The following is a 15,674-nucleotide window of genomic DNA, read 5'->3' as shown; positions in this document are numbered from 1 at the left end:
ATGACTTAGCGAGCGCTTGCGCTACAATCCGGGCATGCGGTGGATTGTTGTAGGGCTGATGATGATTGCGGGCGGGGCTGTGGCGCAGGAGCGGCGGCCGAGCCATTGCCTTGCCATCGCGGATGCCGCACCGGGGATTGAATACGTTCATAAAGCAGCCTGGCAGGATCCGGTGCCGGAGTTTTCGGTTCGGATCAGCTATATTGCTCATGCGTCGTTTATGATCCAGACGCAGGGCGGGTTGAACGCGGTAACGGACTTCACCGGTTTCATCGGCAGCGCGGATTTGATCCCGGACGTGGTGACGATGAATCACGCCCACGGCACCCATTGGACCGCCCATCCAGATCCTGCCATCCCGAATGTGTTGCCGGGGTGGGGCGAGTTCGGGCAGGGGATCGAACACTATCTTGATTTGGGAGAGATGCTGATTCGCAATGTCTCGACCGATATCCGATCCTCTTATGGCGGTGTGGAAGAGCGCGGAAATTCTATCTTTGTGTTTGAGGTTGAAGGGTTGTGCATTGGCCATCTGGGTCACTTGCACCACGTGCCGTCGGATGAACAATTTGCCGCCCTGGGGCGTTTGGATGTTGTGATGGCTGCTGTGGATGGCGGTACGACGATGCCGTTGCCGGAAATGATCACCGTTTTGAAGCGACTGAAGAGTTCGATCATCATTCCGATGCATTGGTTTTCCAGCTTTTCACTGGACCGGTTTTTGGTCGATATCCGCGAAGACTTTCCGGTTGAGCGCAAAGGCGTTTCCGAGATCACCGTGTCTCTTCGCACGTTACCTGATCGTCCGACGGTTGTGGTGCTTGAGCCGCAATACCTAATCGAACTGGAATAAGGCTTGTCGGGGCGTCACGACTTGGGCAAGGAAAGGGTATGAAACTAAACCCTGCCGATGGCAATTTTGCCCAATCAATCCGCACTGCGCTGGGCGATGGTATTCTGCACCCTGTCGAGGAACGATACCTGGAAGAGCCGCGCCGCAGGTTCGCAGGCCATGTCGGCGTTTTGGCGCTGCCGAAGTCGGTAGAACAGGTTTCGAGGCTCGTTCGGCTCGCCTCGGATGCTTCGGTTCCCGTCGTGCCTTACGGCGGCGGCACCGGATTGGTCGGCGGGCAGGTGATGACCGACGGCCCGGCCCCGTTGCTTATTTCACTGGAGCGGATGTCAGCCATTCGGGCGGTTTATCCGACGGAGAACATTCTTATCGCCGAGGCCGGTGCCATTCTGGCCGATGTTCAGACTGCTGCGGAAGAATCTGATCGATTGTTCCCGTTGGCATTGGCGGCGCAAGGGTCTTGCCGGATAGGTGGAAATCTTGCGACGAATGCGGGTGGTGTCAATGTATTGCGCTACGGCAATGCGCGTGACCTGTGTCTTGGGTTGGAAGCAGTTCTTCCAAATGGTGAAATCTGGCACGGCCTCAGCCGATTGCGCAAGGACAACACTGGGTACGATCTGCGCAACCTTCTGATCGGGGCGGAAGGCACGCTGGGGATCATCACAGCTGCGTCGTTGAAGCTGTACCCGCGTCCGGCCGAGACCGGCACCGCGATGTTCCAGGTGGCCTCTCCGGATGCTGCCATTGAATTGCTGGCGCTGGCACGCGATCAGGTGGGCGAAGGGGTCAGCACCTTTGAGCTGATCCACAAGCAGGGCCTGCAATTCTTGTCCGAGGTTTTGCCCGATATCCGCCAGCCCTTTGACGTCCAGCCTGAATGGATGGTGCTTATTGAATTGGGTCTTTCTGGCGGTGCGTCACCGTCAAATGCGCTGGAGGCGCTGTTCGAAACAGCGGAGGCGCGCGGGCTTGTAGGTGACGCGGTCATAGCCCAAAGCGAAGCGCAAAGATTGGAGCTTTGGGCCGTACGTGAGCAGATTCCCGAAGCCAACCGGTTGATCGGTTCGGTCTCGAGCCATGACATCTCGGTCCCGATCTCGCAAATCCCCGAATTCATCCTGCGAGGGTCCGAAATTGTACGCGGGTTGGGGGATTTCCGGATTAACTGTTTTGGGCATCTTGGTGACGGCAACCTTCACTACAACGTGTTCCCGCCGCAGGGGCATAGCCGTTCAGAGTATGACGCACAGCGGCAAACGGTAAAACGCTTGGTGCATGATTTGGTGCATGAGTTCGGTGGTTCGATTAGCGCAGAACACGGCATAGGGCGATTGAAAACGGATGATCTATGTCGCTATGGCGATCCGGTAAAGCTGTCGGCGATGCGCTCGATCAAGGCCGCGCTTGATCCAAAAGGAATCATGAATCCGGGTGCCGTTCTAAGGGCTTAGGCGCGGCCCATTTAGTACAGGCCGCGCGCTGGATTCACGATGCGGGCAGGATGACTTTGTCAATCACGTGGATGACACCGTTCGATGTCTCGATGTCTGCCTGAACAACGTTCGCGTCGTTGACCATTACGCCGTTATCAAGGTCAATCGTGACTTCACCGCCTTGTACGGTTGCGGCTGTCATGTCATCGGACAGATCGCCTGACATCACTTTGCCGGGCACCACGTGGTAGGTCAGGATGGCAACCAGTTGATCCTTGTTCTCGGGCTTCAGAAGGGTTTCAACTGTGCCTTCGGGCAGAGCGGCAAACGCCTCATCCGTGGGGGCGAAAACGGTGAAGGGGCCTTCGCCTTTCAGCGTATCAACCAACTCGGCAGCCTGAACAGCTGCGACAAGAGTCTCAAAGCTGCCTGCGCCGGCGGCGGTGTCGACGATATCTTTGGAATGGCCATCAGCATAAGCCGTAGTTGAAACGAAAAGGCTTGCGACGCCGGCAATTGCGAGTTTGCGAAACATGGTATGATTTCCCTGGTTGGAATGCCCTTGGTGGCATCAATCGGGGTACGCTGCATCACTGAAAAGAGATCACTGTTTGTGCCGATAAGTTCGGGTTGATCCAATAAAAAACCGCGCTAAGCCAGCGCGGTCTCAGATTTCCACTCACGAATTTGTGATTGCACGCGCCGTCAAAGGCCTTCGAATTCGCACAAGACTTGGACATCCATACCCATATCCTCCAATGCCTTGCGTCCGCCTAACTCTGGCAGGTCGATAATGAACGAGCATGAGACGATCTCGCCCCCCAACCGTTCGATCAGTTTGATGCCTGCGGCAGCGGTGCCACCTGTCGCCAGCAGATCATCGACGACGAGGATTTTTTCACCCGGTTGGATGGCGTCGTCGTGGATTTCGACAATCGCCTCGCCGTATTCAAGCTTGTAGTCTTGACTGATCGTGGTTCCCGGCAGCTTGCCCTTTTTGCGGATGGGCACGAATCCGACGCTTAGCTGGTGCGCGATTGCGCCGCCTAGGATAAAGCCACGCGCCTCGAGGCCAACGACCTTGTCGATGCGCTCACCGGCATAGGGGTGCAGCATTTGATCGATCGCCATGCGGAAACCGCGCGGATCAGCGAACAGGGTCGTTACGTCCCGGAACATGATCCCCTCATGTGGGAAATCAACGATGGTCCGAATGTAATCTTTGACCGACTTGTTTCTGGACATGGCCATCCCCTCTGGCGTCAAAACACGCTGGGCTGTTTGGCCCATTGGTGTGAGTCATGCAAGGAAAGATTGCCACCCCAGACGTCCGGCGGTTCGACTGGCGGTAGTCGCGATACAGTGTATCGACCGGCCGCGTCAGATATGGTTTGTGCCCCTTGCCCTGATCTTTTGAAAAAATCGCCTGAGCGACATGAAGGTTCGTTGCCATAACTTTCTTTTGTTGTTAGGTGCTCGTGAATTACAAAATATATGCGAAGTATATACAAAGCCTATCTTACAGGCCTGGGAATTTGATGGGAATGGGACGCGTGGGAACGAAAGACAGTAAGATTTCAACGAAGAAAAACAGTCAGTTGGTCCTGCGGCTGGATAAGGATGAACGGGACGAGTTTGTTCAGCTATGCAAAGAGTTGGACACGTCGGCCGCGCGAGAAATCCGGCGGTTCATTCGCGGTTTCATGAAGGAACACGCTGAGGGCTGAGCCCTCAGGCCGGGCGGCGCAGGACAGCCGTGGCCACACCCATCCCGATTAATGCCAGCCCTCCGAACCGGGTCATAGCGGTGATGACGCCTGAACGGCCGATCATCTTGCGTAGGTGGTCCGCCAAAAGGGCGTATGCCAGCGAATTCAGCCATGCCAGCCCCACAAAGGTTGCGATCAGGATAGCAAATTGCGGTCCGAGCGGGTCAGCCGGGCGCAGAAACTGAGGAACGAAAGCGATAAAAAACGCGATAGATTTCGGGTTCAACGCGGTGACGGCGGCAGCATGGCCAAAAACGCTGTGTGCGGTGACATTGCGCCCGGTGTCCACAGTCTCAAGCCTGCCTGATGGCGCGCTGCGCAACAGTTTGATCCCCAGCCAGACCAAATAGGCGGCACCGACCCATTTGAGGGCCGTGAATAGGGCAGCCGAGGCCAGGACCAGCGCACCAAGCCCCAAAAGAGAGGCCGTCATAGCCACCAGATCTCCAACAGCTACACCCGTCGCCGAGGCGACAGCCACGCTGCGCCCCTTGGATAGGGCATAGCTGAGCACCAGCAAGACCGTCGGGCCTGGGATCAATAGTAAGGCGGTAGATGCAGCGACAAAGGCGAGCCAAAGGTCAAGGGACATCGGAAATCCTGTGAATACGTTTCCCGCAGCAAGCCCGGACCAGCGCGCAAGGTCAAGCCCTGCGTGGTTGCGTTGTCAGACGCATCAGCGCCTCAAGCGGACCGCGTTTGAATTTGCGGGACCACAATAGGGCAAAGATCGAGGACGCGGCGCAGAACGCAACAGCGTAACCCGCGATCTGCGGGGCGTTCAGTGACCCGTTCAGCAACCCGGCCTCCTCCAGTATGCCCATGCCGATCAGGATGTGCACCACATAGAGCGTCAGGCTCTGCCGACCGGGCGCGGTCAGGGCTGGGCCGATGCGCAACTTTTCGATCTTGGGCCACAGCTTCAACAGCAATCCGATCACCACGCAAGCCGAGCCGGTTCCGGCAATAATGTAGAATGGTCCCGGTGGGATGGACGCGGTTCCCAGATAGATCACCAGATCAGGGTCCGAGGCCAACATTTGCGGAAACAGGGCAAATATGGTAGCTCCGAACCCCCACATGATCAGCCTGTGTTGAATGCAGATCGTGTGCAGTTCGGATCGTCCAATAGCCATTCCGATCAACAGGAACGCCGCCCAGGGAAGGACCGGGTGCCAGCCGTTGAAAAACAGGTTACGCAAAAAACCGGGCAGGGTCCAAAGGTCGGTGTATGTCAGCGTTTCCCAGTCCCAGCCAAGGTCGTAGTTGAAAATCATGACAGCGAGGACAGCCAGCGCCACCACCCCAACTGAACCCAACCACAATGCACGGGTTGGTGCCGTCAGGAAAGCAGCGCCAACAACGAAGTACACGGCGTAGAAATGCAGGATATCGGCGTCAAATACGGTCATGTTGATCAGACCGAGAGCGAACAGAAACACCGCGCGCCGCAGCAGCACCGACGCTGAAACAGAGGATATCCCAATTCCGATGCCGGCCAGGATGACGAACAAAGCGGCCGCGCGGCCTTCAAGCAAATCGATCAGGGTCGAGGCCCAGTCATCGCCGGGGGCGACCTGAGCGGCAATGCGGAAATTCACCAGAACCATTCCGCAAAACGCCAGAAACCGGGCCGCGTCCAATGCCTCAAGTCGCTTCATGCTATCCCTCTGTTTCGCCAGCGTTTTGACGGTGCCGTGCGAAACACACATCGGTGCAGTACAGAGGATATTTCAAGATGAAGGGCAAAAAAGAGCCGGGGCCGTGCAACGCTGCAACAAGTTTTAAGATTGGATTAAGTGTAGCCCGCGCGGCTTGAAACGGTTCCTTGGGCCACCGACCTTGGATCGGACGCAACACTTCGGAGAGGCCGATGGTTCAAACAGATCAAACACGCGCGAACGCGGCACCTGAAACCAGCCACTCGCGGCTTGCCCACGTAAAGGGCGCGCTGATCCTTTTGGTTCCGGTCCTCGCGGTGATCTATGCGGGCATCGTGGGGTACATGTATGTGAACCAGCAATCGTTGTTGTTCAAACCGGACGGAGAATTACCAGCGCCCAACACGGTAGGATTGGCTGATGTGGAGTCCGTTTCCTTCACAATGTCCGATGGCGTTACGCTGACCGCGTGGTCCGCCCCGCCCGCGACCGATGATGCGCCGACAGTTTTGTTCTTTCATGGCCAATCGGGCAACCTGGGCGACCGCGCCGATCGGATGAGAGAGATCCTCAACAGTGGCTTCGGCCTGCTGGCCCCCAGCTATCGTGGATATCCGGGCAGCGAGGGCGAACCGTCCGAGATGGCGCTAATTTCCGACGGCATCCAGATGTATGACCAGCTGGATCGCCAAGGTGCGGAAGTTGTGTTGCACGGCCAAAGTCTTGGAACAGCCGTTGCGACCGCCGTAGCTGAACAGCGCCCAAATGCACAGCTGCTGGTGCTTGAGGCACCCTTTACGGCCACGGTGGACGTCGCGGCGGAAAGATATCCCTGGCTACCGGTGCATGCCCTGATGCGGGATCAGTTCGCGACCCGTGATTTGATCGGGAACGTCACCGTTCCGACTTTGATATTCCACGGGACCGAGGATGAAACGGTTCCACTGTATCACGGCGAAGCTTTGGCCGCGATGGCCGGGGAGACGGCGCAGATCTATATCATCCCGGACGGCACACACAACGACCTCTGGTCGCACGGATTGTGGGATCAGGTTCAACAGTCTTTGCCAGCCAACTAAAGTTGCCGGTCAGAGAATCCGACCAGCAACAGCATCCAGTTTTGCCAACACGGTCGGATCACGCTTTTCCGGCGCGGTCAGGATGGCATATTCCAACGCCCGGTCGCAGCCATGAGGGCAGGGCGCGCGATCAGCGCCCAGTAGATCGGGCAGACCTTTGACAAGCGCACGGCCTTTCTCGGCATTGCCGGTCAGCGTAGCGATGATGGCGGTGACGTCCACCTCGCCGTGGTCCGGGTGCCAGCTGTCGTAATCGGTGACCATGGCGATCGAGGCATAGCAAAGCTCGGCCTCGCGGGCGAGTTTGGCCTCGGGCATGTTTGTCATACCGATTACGTCGCAGCCCCAGTGTTCACGATACATCTTGGATTCCGCCAGCGTAGAGAACTGCGGCCCTTCCATCGCCAGATAGGTGCCGCCGCGATGAATGGTGATGCCTGCTGCCTTGCCGGCAGTTTCACAGGCATCCGACAGGCGCGGGCAGGTGGGGTGCGCAACGCTGACATGGGCCACGCAGCCAGTGCCAAAAAAGCTCTTCTCGCGCGCAAACGTCCGGTCGATGAACTGATCGACGATCACGAAATCGCCCGGTGCCATATGCTCGCGGAACGACCCGCAGGCCGAAACTGAGATCACATCCGTCACACCCAGTCGCTTCAGCGCGTCGATATTGGCGCGGTAAGGCACTTCAGTAGGGGAATGCACGTGGCCGCGCCCGTGACGAGGCAGAAAGGCCATCTCAACGCCATTCAGTGATCCGGTCAGGATCTGATCCGAAGGATCGCCCCATGGGGTTTCGACCGTGACCCATTCCGCATTTTCCAAACCGTCGATCTCGTAAATGCCTGATCCGCCGATGATGGCGATTTTGGTCTGGGTCATGGCTGCGCTCCGTGAAAAACTGTTTAAAGAGTTCTGCGTGGCAGCCGCGGGTTTGGCAAGTGGGTTCAAGGGTTTGTGTAACTTGCTTGCTAGCTATGCGATTTACGCATATCAGGGTCCCGCTGGGTGCAGTATCTAATGTCAGATATGACAGGTAAAAGGCATCTTTCGCGCGAACAAACAACCCCACAGGACGTCTCATGCCCCGAGCCATGCTGGCAAGCTTTGCCAATCGTATAGCCAAACCTGATCTCCGCTGGATGCCGGATGAGGGGCTGACCGTCTCGCGCCTGCGGATTGAGCTGTTGTCTGGTCTGACCGTTGCGCTGGCGCTGGTCCCCGAGGCGGTGGCGTTTGCCTTTGTCGCAGGTGTCCACCCGTTGGTCGGACTGTATGCCGCGTTTATGGTGGGCTTGATTACGGCGCTGATCGGTGGTCGACCGGGTATGATCTCCGGCGCAACCGGCGCTCTGGCTGTTGTGATGGTGGCGTTGGTGGCTGAACACGGGGTGGAATACCTGTTCGCCACCGTGGTTTTGATGGGTATTTTGCAGGTCATTGCAGGCGCGATGCATTGGGGCCGGTTCATCCGACTGGTGCCGCATCCGGTGATGCTGGGGTTTGTGAATGGTCTGGCCATCGTGATTTTTCTGGCCCAGATGGGGCAGTTCAAGGTTCCGGGCACCATGGAAAACACCGGCCACGGCCTAAGCGGTGGTGAATGGCTGTCGGGCCTGCAGCTTTACACGATGTTGGGTCTGGTTGCCCTGACGATGGCCGTGATCTGGGTCATGCCGCGCATCACGCGTATCGTGCCCGCACCATTGGCCGGGATTGTTGTTGTGGCTGCGCTGGTGATTGGGTTCGGACTTGATGTGCCGCGCGTTGGTGATCTGGCCTCAATTGAGGGCGGCCTGCCGGCGTTTCACATCCCGATGGTGCCGCTGAACTGGGAAACCTTTGAGATCATCTTGCCCTACGCTGTCATTCTGGCCGCCATCGGCTTGATTGAATCCCTGCTGACCCTGAACCTCGTTGGTGAAATCACCGGCAAGCGCGGAGGGGCCTCGCAAGAGTGCATTGCACAGGGCGTGTCCAATGTAGCGACTGGATTCTTCGGCGGCATGGGCGGTTGTGCGATGATCGGTCAGTCGATGATCAACGTGAAGTCTGGTGGTCGTACCCGTATCGCCGGGATTGCTGCGGCCCTATTCCTGCTGGTGTTCATCTTGTTCGCTTCACCGCTGATTGAGCAGATTCCGCTGGCCGCGTTGGTTGGTGTGATGTTCATGGTGGTGATCGGGACCTTTGCCTGGAACTCGTTCAAGATCATGCGCAAGGTGCCCCTGATGGATGCGTTCGTCATTGTTCTGGTGACTGTTGTGACCGTGATGGAAGACCTTGCGGTTGCCGTTGTTGTAGGTGTGATCGTCTCAGCTCTTGCCTATGCTTGGAACAATGCGAAACGCATCCATGCGGTCACACGGGACTCGGAGACGGAAGAAGGCGCAAAGGTCTATGAGATTCAGGGACCTTTGTTCTTTGGTTCGTCCGACGGATTCATTGAACTGTTTGATATTCAGAACGACCCTGACACTGTAATCGTGGACTTTGCCGAAAGCCGCGTCGTGGATCAATCCGCGCTGCAAGCCATCGAGAACATCGCTGGAAAATACGAGGCTGCGGGCAAACGCGTCATGCTGCGCCACCTCAGCCGGGATTGCCATAAACTGCTGAACAAGGCCGGCCACCTTATGGTCGATAGCGACGATGACCCGGACTACGAACTGGCCGTCGATTACTCGGTCCGCACGGGTGTGCTGGGCGGGCATTGATTGCAAAAGGCGGCCACTTCGGCCGCCTTTTACTTTGGAGCAATCCGTTCCAATTCTTCAATATTACCAGACAGAAGCGCCTCTTCGGCTTCGGCGATCTTCTCGGCGGGCCAATCCCACCAGTTCAATGCTAAAAGCCGGTCGATGGTGTCCTTTTCGAACCGGAACCGCCGCACTTCGGCAGGGTTCCCGGTAATGATCGCATAGGGCGGTACGTTTCCGCGAACAACAGACCCGGCACCAATAATTGCCCCCGAACCGATCTGCGCACCGGGCAGGATCATCGCGCCATAGCCAATCCAGACATCGTGGCCGATGAGAGTGTCGCGCGTGTCCGGCTGAAACCCGGTCATTCCGTCCGGGTCAAACACTGGAAACGGAAAGCACGTCAATCCATCCATTGAATGATTGGCCGATGATGTGATGAAACGTACACCATGGGCGATCTGACAGAACTTCCCCAGCACCAGCCTTTCTTGCGAAAACGGAAACAGGTAGGGGGCAAGTCGTTGCGCCCATTCGTCTGACGGCTCAAAATCCGATGCGTAGCTGTATTCTCCGGCCTGAAACCTGGGATGGTCAATCGCTTCAGACAGGAAAACTGTGCCCTTGTGATCAGAGCCATCAGGGAGCGTGATCGGGTATCTGCGTAAGGGGTCAGGAAGCGGCATCAGTCATCCGGTCGTGAAAGGCTGAACAGTTCGGTGACCACTGAATAGTCCCGGTACCCAAGCCTTGCCAGCGGTTGGAATGTTGTGACGTCGAACATGCCGTCTTTCAGGCAATCGTCGCGCAGATGTACGCCGGTTACTTCTCCGAACACCACCCGATTGGCCTCGCCCGGAAGGGACACGATCTGGGTTAGCTTGCATTCCAGCGCTGCCGGAGCCCCATCGATCCGGGCGCATGGGATGGTTTCGCATTCCAAGGGTGTCAGGCCTGCATGGCCAAATTCGTCGACATGTTTCGGCAAGCCTGCTGAGCTGGCATTCATTGCGTCGCGATGTGCGTGGGCCACGACGTTTACACAAAACACCCCCGTTGCCTTGATATTGGCAAGGCTGTCTTTCGTGCCGTCTTGATCGTGTTTGGTTCCGGTTGAAGCAAACATCACCTGCGGCGGGGTGTAAGCAACGCCGTTGAAAAACGAATACGGAGCCAGATTGTTGATCCCATCTGTGTCACGCGTGGAAATCCAGCCGATCGGTCGTGGCGTGATAATGGCGTTGAACGGATTGTGTGGCAGGCCGTGGCCGTCTTCGGGGCGATAGAACATAAGATCTCCAAGCGTTTGCCCAAGGCGTACCGAAGTGCTAGGGCGATTGCCAGCTAGGAAAAGAGGGCAGGGTGCAGCAGTTCGTGATCAGGCCGGAGGAGCCGGATGATTGGTGGGAGGTCGAGGCACTTTATGACCTGTGCTTTGCGCCGGGGCGTGAGGCGCTGTCCTCGTATCGTCTGCGCGATGATGTTCCACCCGTGTCGGGCCTTTCGCTTGTTGCGCGCGACGGGCAGGGCATTCTGGCCGGGGCGATCCGTTTCTGGCCCGTGCATGTGGGCGATCACGACGCTTTGTTGCTGGGCCCCGTGGCGGTGCACCCGACCCATCAAGGCGAAGGTCTGGGAGGATTCCTGATCCATCAGGGGCTTGAGGCTGGTCGCGAAATAGGCTGGCAAAGGGCGATGCTGGTGGGCGATGCGCCTTATTATGCGCGTTTCGGGTTCACACGACTTTCCGGTGTGGAAATGCCCCCGCCAACAAACCCAGACCGGGTCTTAGGCGTGGAATTGAGCCCCGGTGAATGGTTGAATGTGCGTGGCGAGGTGACCCGCTGGACGCGCTGAGCTATTGAAACCACGCCATTTAGCCCCGATGTTTAACGTCAGGAGGGCTTATATGCAGGACGTGCTTCTAGTCGAAAAGCTGGATACCGATGCTGAATTGGATCGGTTGGCCAAGTATTACAGAACCGCCGGAGGTCCCGGTGTTAAACTGTTGAACAGTTTGGGGGGGTCGGCGGAATCGCTACTGGAACAACTTCCTGTATCTGTGCGGGAGGGGCTGACAGGGGCCACCGAACAGGCGCTTTGGCTAGCGATGCACGCAGCCGAGGGTTCGCGTCGCGCCGTTCCTGATCAAAAGCCGTGGGTCAACACCGCTGTCGCAACGGCGATGGGGGCTGCTGGCGGCATGGGTGGCGTGTCGACTGCCCTGATGGAATTGCCTGCTACGACCGCCATGCTATTGCGTGCCATTCAGGGTGCGGCGTTCCGCGAAGGGTTCGATCCGTCCGAGGAAGGCGTCAAATTTGATTGCGTTCGGGTCCTATCTGCAGCCGGACCTCTGTCTTTTGACGATGGCGCAGATCTGGGCTTCTTTTCGGTCCGCCTGACGTTGACTGGCCCAGCGATGCAGAAGCTAATTTCAGCGGTAGCGCCGAGACTGTCCATTGTACTGGGCCAGAAGCTGGCAGCGCAATCGATACCGGTCCTGGGTGCGATCGCAGGTGGTGGTACGAACTATGTCTACACCCGATATTATCAACAGGTGGCGCGCGTTCACTTCGGGTTGCGGCGACTGGCAATCGATGCCGATATCCCGCATGAAGATCTGGTTCAGAAACTGGCTGCCCGCGTTTGAAATCTGCCTAAAAGCTTGGAAGAAACCGCACCATATGGTATGCTGACCCCATCCGACCGCTAAATGTATAAGAACCTCAAAGGTCGGCGATTGAGGATGAAAGCAGTTTGAAAGGTGGTGCGGCGTGATCGGTGCGAGGCAACCGACGTGTCTGCAGGGAAGCGAACAGCACCTGCGACTAAAGCATCAATCGGCAGCCCTATGCTATCGCATCAAACACGGAAAGCTCAGGGTTTTGCTGATCACAACGCGCAAATCCAAGCGCTGGATCATACCGAAGGGCTGGCTGATCGAGGATATGACACCGTCGCAAGCCGCCAGACGAGAAGCTTGGGAAGAGGCTGGGGTTAAAGGCGATTGTGCAAACAAGCCCATGGGCCGTTTCACATACCTGAAATCCCGTTCGAGTATGAGCCCCATGGTGTGTCTGGTGGATGTCTTTCCCCTCTGTGTTAGGTCGATTGCGCCTGAATTTCCTGAACGGGCCCAACGAAAGCGAAAGTGGGTTTCGCCTAAAAAAGCGGCCTCTCTGGTGAAATCGCGTGAACTGTCCCTTTTGTTACGCCGTCTTGGCCCGATTCTACACTGACTCGCCTTGCGAAGGGCTTGATCTTGCCATGTCTGTCGGTATCTATTTGCCTACCGGAAAATGGACGGACCATGATTCAATATTCGCTGAAATGCAGCCGCGACCATACATTTGACAGTTGGTTTCAATCGGCCACCGCTTACGACAAACTCGCCTCCGCAGGTATGGTGACCTGCGTTGTGTGTGGTGACGCGCAAGTAGATAAGGCTATCATGACCCCTCGCGTTCGTCCGGCCCGCAATGCCCAGACAACTGAACCACAAAGCAAACAAGTGGATGTCGCAACCCCGTCGCCAGATATCGAGAAGGTGCTGGCCGATCTGCGCCGCAAGGTCGAGGAAAACTCGGACTATGTCGGTAAGGATTTTGCCAAAGAAGCGCGTAAGATCCATTTGGGCGATGCGCCCGAACGCGCGATTTATGGCGAGGCCAAGCCCGATGAAGCCAAAGCGCTGATCGAAGACGGTGTGCCGGTTTCGCCGCTTCCATTTCTTCCCACCCGTAAAACGAACTGACCCATGCATATCGTTATCACCGGGGCTAATCGCGGAATTGGGCAAGCTCTGGCAGATCGTTATCGCGCGCAGGGCCATGACGTTACCGGAACCGCACGGGATTCCAGTGCGCAGCTTGTACTGGATGTGACTGATCCGAAACAGCAAGCCGCCATGGCACAAGGGCTTGCGGGTCGTCCGGTTGATCTGTTGATCTGCAACGCCGGGGTCTATCTGGACAAAGGCCACGGGATAGACGGCTATCCGGCCGACATGTGGGCGCAGAGTTTTGCAACCAATGTGACAGGTGTGTTTCTGACCGTGCAGGCGCTTTTGCCCAATCTTCAGGGCGCGAAAGGCAAAGTTGCGATCCTGTCGTCCCAGATGGCGTCGCATACGCGCGCGCCCGGTGGCAGCTATATCTATCGCGCGTCCAAAGCGGCGGCCCTGAATCTGGGGCGCAATCTGGCGACGGATCTGCGCGCGGATGGCGTCGCCGTGGGTATCTATCATCCGGGTTGGGTGCAGACGGATATGGGGGGCACTCAGGCTGCGATCACTGTTGATCAGGCTGCCGACGGGCTTCTTGACCGCTTTGGGGCATTGTCACTCGCCACTACCGGGTGTTTTGAAACCTGGGACGGTCAGCCGCACGCTTATTGACGTTTCAAAGCCGCCGTGGGGATTTCGTAAACTTCATCCGGATCGATGAAGACCACCGTCAAGTCTCCCCGCGTTTCATGGCTGATCCGGGCAGGTGAGCTGCTAGAGGTCGGGATGCCATCCGTGAAATAGATGCTGCGCACTTCGGCGCCGCCCAGTCCCACTGCCAGGGTCGTGGTCCCGTCGTCATGGTGTCGCAGTTCGGCGTGGCAGCTGCTTAGCGCCGCACCGGCCTTGGCACAGGGCACCGTGCCCAAAGCATTCTTGCCGTCGGTTGCAGCCAGCGTAGAGACCTGCGCAACGGCGGATGAAGACAAAAGGGCGAGGGCTGCGGCAACGCGGAACATGTAAAACCTCTGGGAATAATTTCGGGATGCAGGCTGACAGCCTCTGTGTCGGTTGTAAAGCGGTCAGATGCGGCCATCCGACCGGTTTTGAACTCTTGCCCTTGCGGCCCCCCTCGCATAAGACGCACGAGACCAGAAATCCAAGGCGCGGAGACACTTGCCCCCATGCCCTTACTCGTGATGAAATTTGGCGGCACTTCGGTTGCCAACCTTGACCGTATCCGCCGCGCAGCCAAGCGCATCGGCGTCGAAGTGGCGAAGGGCTATGACGTGATCGTCATCGTCTCGGCCATGTCCGGCAAGACAAACGAGCTTGTGGGCTGGGTCGATGAAACATCACCGTTGTACGATGCGCGGGAATATGATGCCGTCGTGTCCTCGGGTGAGAATATTACCGCTGGCCTGATGGCGTTGACGTTGCAGGAAATGGATGTCCCGGCCCGAAGCTGGCAGGGCTGGCAGGTTCCGCTGATGACCACCAGCGCCCACAGCCAGGCCCGGATCGAAGAAATTCCGACCGATAACCTGAACCAGAAGTTTGGCGAGGGCATGAAGGTTGCCGTCGTCGCCGGGTTTCAGGGCATCAGCCCAGAAGGCCGTATCACGACCTTGGGCCGGGGTGGGTCAGACACCACCGCCGTCGCGTTTGCCGCCGCCTTCGGTGCCGAGCGGTGCGACATCTACACGGACGTTGATGGTGTCTATACCACGGACCCGCGCATCTGCGAGAAGGCACGCAAGCTGGACCGCATTTCGTTCGAGGAAATGCTGGAATTGGCCTCGCTGGGGGCAAAGGTGCTGCAGACCCGCTCAGTCGAATTGGCGATGCGCTACAAGGTAAAACTGCGCGTTCTTTCAAGCTTTGAGGAACAATCCGACGAGGCCGGTACCCTGGTCTGCGATGAGGAGGATATCATGGAATCCAATGTTGTGGCCGGTGTGGCCTATTCCCGCGACGAAGCCAAGATGACTGTTGTCTCGGTGGCTGACCGCCCGGGCATCGCGTCGATCATCTTTACCGCGCTCAGCGACGCGGGCGTGAATGTCGATATGATCGTGCAGAACATCTCGGACGAAGGGCGCACGGACATGACCTTTTCCTGCCCCACCGATCAGGTGGCCCGCGCCGAACAGGCATTGCTGGCAATCAAGGATGCGGGTGAGCTGAATTATGCCGAACTGGTCGCGGACCAGGATGTCTGCAAGGTCTCGGTCGTGGGGATCGGCATGCGCTCGCAGTCGGGCGTGGCGGCCAAGATGTTCAAGATACTCTCGGATGAGGGGATCAACATCAAGGTCATTACAACCTCTGAGATCAAAATTTCCGTCCTAGTCGACAGGAAATACATGGAACTTGCTGTTCAGGCACTGCATGATGCCTTTGAATTGGACAAGGCGGCCTGAGCATTTCAGCCAAAGGTCTCGCCT

General features: G+C 57.5%; 19 protein-coding genes. 11 read left to right on the top strand and 8 right to left on the bottom strand.

All coding sequences use genetic code 11. The features are described 5' to 3' along the window. Positions 1-34: 34 nt before the first annotated feature. Together DK510_RS19060 and DK510_RS19055 are read left to right on the top strand one after the other, a co-directional pair. On the top strand, positions 35-853 hold the full coding sequence (locus DK510_RS19060) for an MBL fold metallo-hydrolase (protein WP_200833261.1): 819 nt from the start codon (positions 35-37) through the stop codon (positions 851-853). A 38-nt stretch (positions 854-891) separates the two neighbouring features. Beyond that, positions 892-2,307, top strand: a complete 1,416-nt coding sequence (locus DK510_RS19055) for an FAD-binding oxidoreductase (protein ID WP_109313437.1) — start codon at positions 892-894, stop codon at positions 2,305-2,307. Between the two features lie 34 nt (positions 2,308-2,341). On the opposite strand, the gene DK510_RS19050 is transcribed toward DK510_RS19055, so the two are convergent. After that, the gene (locus tag DK510_RS19050; protein WP_109313436.1) at positions 2,342-2,824 is read right to left on the bottom strand and encodes a fasciclin domain-containing protein; all 483 of its coding nucleotides are present in this window, start codon (positions 2,822-2,824) and stop codon (positions 2,342-2,344) included. A 170-nt stretch (positions 2,825-2,994) separates the two neighbouring features. Further along, positions 2,995-3,534, bottom strand: a complete 540-nt coding sequence (locus DK510_RS19045; RefSeq protein WP_109313474.1) for an adenine phosphoribosyltransferase — start codon at positions 3,532-3,534, stop codon at positions 2,995-2,997. 299 nt (positions 3,535-3,833) lie between these two features. Here DK510_RS19045 and DK510_RS19040 point away from each other — a divergent pair, with 299 nt between their 5' ends. Then, positions 3,834-4,016 carry a hypothetical protein gene (locus DK510_RS19040; protein ID WP_058272259.1) on the top strand — a complete coding sequence of 61 codons (183 nt, stop codon included), beginning with the start codon at positions 3,834-3,836 and terminating at the stop codon, positions 4,014-4,016. 4 nt (positions 4,017-4,020) lie between these two features. Here DK510_RS19040 and DK510_RS19035 read toward each other — a convergent pair whose 3' ends face one another. Then, positions 4,021-4,650 (bottom strand): LysE family translocator, encoded by a 630-nt coding sequence (locus DK510_RS19035; protein ID WP_109313435.1) that lies wholly within the window; start codon positions 4,648-4,650, stop codon positions 4,021-4,023. A gap of 52 nt (positions 4,651-4,702) precedes the next feature. After that, entirely contained in the window at positions 4,703-5,719 is a 1,017-nt protein-coding gene (locus DK510_RS19030; protein WP_109313473.1) for a DUF418 domain-containing protein, read from the bottom strand. A gap of 212 nt (positions 5,720-5,931) precedes the next feature. Between DK510_RS19030 and DK510_RS19025 the strand changes: the two genes are divergently transcribed. Continuing rightward, on the top strand, positions 5,932-6,798 hold the full coding sequence (locus DK510_RS19025) for an alpha/beta hydrolase (protein WP_109313434.1): 867 nt from the start codon (positions 5,932-5,934) through the stop codon (positions 6,796-6,798). A gap of 9 nt (positions 6,799-6,807) precedes the next feature. On the opposite strand, the gene DK510_RS19020 is transcribed toward DK510_RS19025, so the two are convergent. Continuing rightward, positions 6,808-7,680 (bottom strand): S-methyl-5'-thioadenosine phosphorylase, encoded by an 873-nt coding sequence (locus DK510_RS19020; RefSeq protein WP_109313433.1) that lies wholly within the window; start codon positions 7,678-7,680, stop codon positions 6,808-6,810. A 200-nt stretch (positions 7,681-7,880) separates the two neighbouring features. Here DK510_RS19020 and DK510_RS19015 point away from each other — a divergent pair, with 200 nt between their 5' ends. Further along, positions 7,881-9,515 (top strand): SulP family inorganic anion transporter, encoded by a 1,635-nt coding sequence (locus tag DK510_RS19015; RefSeq protein ID WP_109313432.1) that lies wholly within the window; start codon positions 7,881-7,883, stop codon positions 9,513-9,515. 29 nt (positions 9,516-9,544) lie between these two features. On the opposite strand, the gene DK510_RS19010 is transcribed toward DK510_RS19015, so the two are convergent. Further along, positions 9,545-10,186 (bottom strand): CatB-related O-acetyltransferase, encoded by a 642-nt coding sequence (locus DK510_RS19010; RefSeq protein ID WP_109313431.1) that lies wholly within the window; start codon positions 10,184-10,186, stop codon positions 9,545-9,547. Beyond that, the gene (locus tag DK510_RS19005; protein WP_058272253.1) at positions 10,186-10,791 is read right to left on the bottom strand and encodes a flavin reductase family protein; all 606 of its coding nucleotides are present in this window, start codon (positions 10,789-10,791) and stop codon (positions 10,186-10,188) included. Before DK510_RS19005 ends, DK510_RS19010 begins: the two co-directional genes overlap by 1 nt. A 71-nt stretch (positions 10,792-10,862) precedes the next feature. Between DK510_RS19005 and DK510_RS19000 the strand changes: the two genes are divergently transcribed. The 5 genes from DK510_RS19000 to DK510_RS18980 all read left to right on the top strand — a co-directional run bounded on the left by DK510_RS19000 (position 10,863) and on the right by DK510_RS18980 (position 13,899). Further along, positions 10,863-11,357 carry a GNAT family N-acetyltransferase gene (locus tag DK510_RS19000; protein ID WP_109313430.1) on the top strand — a complete coding sequence of 165 codons (495 nt, stop codon included), beginning with the start codon at positions 10,863-10,865 and terminating at the stop codon, positions 11,355-11,357. A 52-nt stretch (positions 11,358-11,409) separates the two neighbouring features. Then, positions 11,410-12,153, top strand: a complete 744-nt coding sequence (locus DK510_RS18995; protein ID WP_109313429.1) for an EcsC family protein — start codon at positions 11,410-11,412, stop codon at positions 12,151-12,153. A 124-nt stretch (positions 12,154-12,277) separates the two neighbouring features. Beyond that, positions 12,278-12,742 (top strand): NUDIX hydrolase, encoded by a 465-nt coding sequence (locus DK510_RS18990; protein WP_109313428.1) that lies wholly within the window; start codon positions 12,278-12,280, stop codon positions 12,740-12,742. Positions 12,743-12,813: 71 nt separating this feature from the next. Continuing rightward, positions 12,814-13,257: a DUF1178 family protein gene (locus tag DK510_RS18985; protein ID WP_109313427.1), complete on the top strand. Its 444-nt coding sequence runs from the start codon at positions 12,814-12,816 to the stop codon at positions 13,255-13,257. Between the two features lie 3 nt (positions 13,258-13,260). Next, positions 13,261-13,899, top strand: a complete 639-nt coding sequence (locus DK510_RS18980) for an SDR family NAD(P)-dependent oxidoreductase (protein WP_109313426.1) — start codon at positions 13,261-13,263, stop codon at positions 13,897-13,899. Here DK510_RS18980 and DK510_RS18975 read toward each other — a convergent pair. Beyond that, positions 13,893-14,246, bottom strand: coding sequence for a hypothetical protein (locus DK510_RS18975; RefSeq protein WP_109313425.1), 354 nt, complete (start codon positions 14,244-14,246; stop codon positions 13,893-13,895). The two genes, DK510_RS18980 and DK510_RS18975, sit on opposite strands and share 7 nt — an antisense overlap. A gap of 165 nt (positions 14,247-14,411) precedes the next feature. On the opposite strand from DK510_RS18975, the gene DK510_RS18970 reads away from it, so the two are divergent. Next, a complete protein-coding gene (locus tag DK510_RS18970) occupies positions 14,412-15,650 on the top strand; it encodes an aspartate kinase (protein ID WP_058272246.1) in 1,239 nt (412 codons plus the stop codon). The last annotated feature ends 24 nt before the right edge of the window (positions 15,651-15,674 follow it).

Source organism: Ruegeria sp. AU67, from assembly GCF_900312795.1.
GTDB classification, from domain to species: domain Bacteria; phylum Pseudomonadota; class Alphaproteobacteria; order Rhodobacterales; family Rhodobacteraceae; genus Ruegeria; species Ruegeria atlantica.
The sequence above is the reverse complement of the archived record's forward strand: the minus strand, read 5'-3'. Positions and strand labels throughout refer to the sequence as shown.